Below are 1,795 nucleotides of genomic sequence, written 5' to 3'. Positions count from 1 at the left end.
GCATCGGCAAGGGCATAGCCCAGCGCTTCGCTGAAGAAGGCGCCAAGCTGGTGCTTGCCGACAGCGAGGCCGAAGCCGGTAAGGCGAGCGCCGACGAGTTGGACGCCGCCTTCATCCACACCGACATTTCGAAGATGGCCGATGCGGAAGCCGTCGTCGCATTGGCGCTCAAACGCCACGGCCGCCTAGACATCATCGTCCAGAACGCCGGCATCTATCCCTGGCAGCTCATCGAGAACACCAGCCCGGAGGACTGGGACCGCGTCATGGCGGTGAACCTGCGCGGCAGCTTCAACGCTGCCCGCGCAGCACTTACGCCGATGAAGGCGCAGCGCAGCGGCCGCATGCTCTTCACCTCTTCCATCACCGGCCCGCAGGTAAGCAGCCCCGGCCACGGTCACTATTCGGCGAGCAAGGCCGGCATCAACGGCCTCATCCGCGCCGCCGCTCTCGAGTTTTCCGCCTACGGCATCACCGTCAACGGCGTCGAACCCGGCAACATCCTGACCGAAGGCATGAAGCTTCATCGCGATGCCGCCTTCATCAAGAGCATGGAGAACGCTGTGCCGCTCGGACGCCTCGGCACGCCGCGTGACGTCGCCAACGCCTTCCTGTTCCTGGCCTCGGACGACGCCAGCTACATCACCGGCACGACCATCGTCGTCGACGGCGGCCAGCTTCTGCCCGAGGGTCAGGATTTCCGGTTGACGCCGCCGTGAGGTGCCGCGGCCGCCAACTGACTTCCAGCACGTCTGTGCGGCCGCGCGCGGCGCCGCAGGCGACGACGGGATACCTGGGCCGCCCCGATGGGAAACGCTCCGCTCGCCAGATACCTTGCGCAGCGGATCCTGCAGGCCTTCGTTGCACCAACGGTTGGGCGCAATCCGATTAGATCATATACTTCTAATATGCAGCCGATTCGCCGACTACCCGACACAGTTGAAATGCACCCCGGACAACCCGATCATCCCCGCAGTGCACTTCCAGAAAGAAGTATTGGACAATCAAGCCATCTGCGATACAGACTTCGATGTGCTGATTTCAGCAGCGGCGGCCTATGATTTGGGTAACAAGAACCTCAGGGCAATTTGGTTCAAAATGGAACCGACCTGCGGGCTATTGGCGATCCAATCGTTGAGGCCACCGAATCACATCAGGCAAAAAGCTTCGACCTCCCGGCTATCGCTCCAGAAGGAACCGAACCGTCAAATCTTCAAGGTTTAGCCTAGTGCCATCCGCCGGACGAGAACGTTCAGAAGTCGTTCATTCGGACATCAGCCGCAAGGGGCCCCGAGTCATCTCCCGGCTGATAACATTGCGGGGCTTGGCTCTGGTGCACGATGGCCTTATGGGCGCCATCGCACTGTTGCTTTCTTTCGCATTGCGGCTGGATGTCATCGGCTTCTCTCAGAACTCGTGGGGATACCTCGCCGCCGCGACATTCTTCGGAATTATAGTGAGCATCACGGGTTTCTTCCTTGGGCTCAACCGCGGCATATGGCGCTATGCGTCGCTATCCGATTTTCTGGCGATTGCGGGTGTCGCTACTGCATCTCTCGCAATTTTCACGGTTGCCGAGTTTCTGATCAATCGACTGAACTCAATTCCGCGTTCCTCGATCCTCATCGCTTGGGCCTTCACGATCGTGCTTTTGGCCGGGCCGCGCGCCGCATACCGGGTTTATCGCAACCGACACGATGTGAGCAGGGGAAAAGCAGCCCGAGGAGCTGGCAGGAACGTTCTGCTGATCGGCGCCGCCGACAATGCCGAGGCCTTCATAAGAACGATCAAGGAG

Annotated in this window: 2 protein-coding genes and 1 pseudogene; all 3 read left to right on the top strand. The window is 60.5% G+C overall.

What is annotated here, in order from left to right; all coding sequences use genetic code 11:
* The first annotated feature begins 2 nt into the window (after nt 1-2).
* Complete coding sequence (locus tag EOA29_RS35165; RefSeq protein ID WP_245468709.1) at nt 3-719, top strand: SDR family oxidoreductase; 717 nt, start codon at nt 3-5, stop codon at nt 717-719.
* A 220-nt stretch (nt 720-939) separates the two neighbouring features.
* The gene (locus EOA29_RS35160; RefSeq protein WP_127222311.1) at nt 940-1,224 is read left to right on the top strand and encodes a hypothetical protein; all 285 of its coding nucleotides are present in this window, start codon (nt 940-942) and stop codon (nt 1,222-1,224) included.
* Between the two features lie 124 nt (nt 1,225-1,348).
* A pseudogene (locus EOA29_RS35155) lies at nt 1,349-1,795 on the top strand (hypothetical protein); the annotation flags it as partial.

The organism is Mesorhizobium sp. M1E.F.Ca.ET.063.01.1.1, from assembly GCF_003998155.1.
GTDB lineage: Bacteria > Pseudomonadota > Alphaproteobacteria > Rhizobiales > Rhizobiaceae > Mesorhizobium.
The sequence above is the reverse complement of the archived record's forward strand: the minus strand, read 5'-3'. Positions and strand labels throughout refer to the sequence as shown.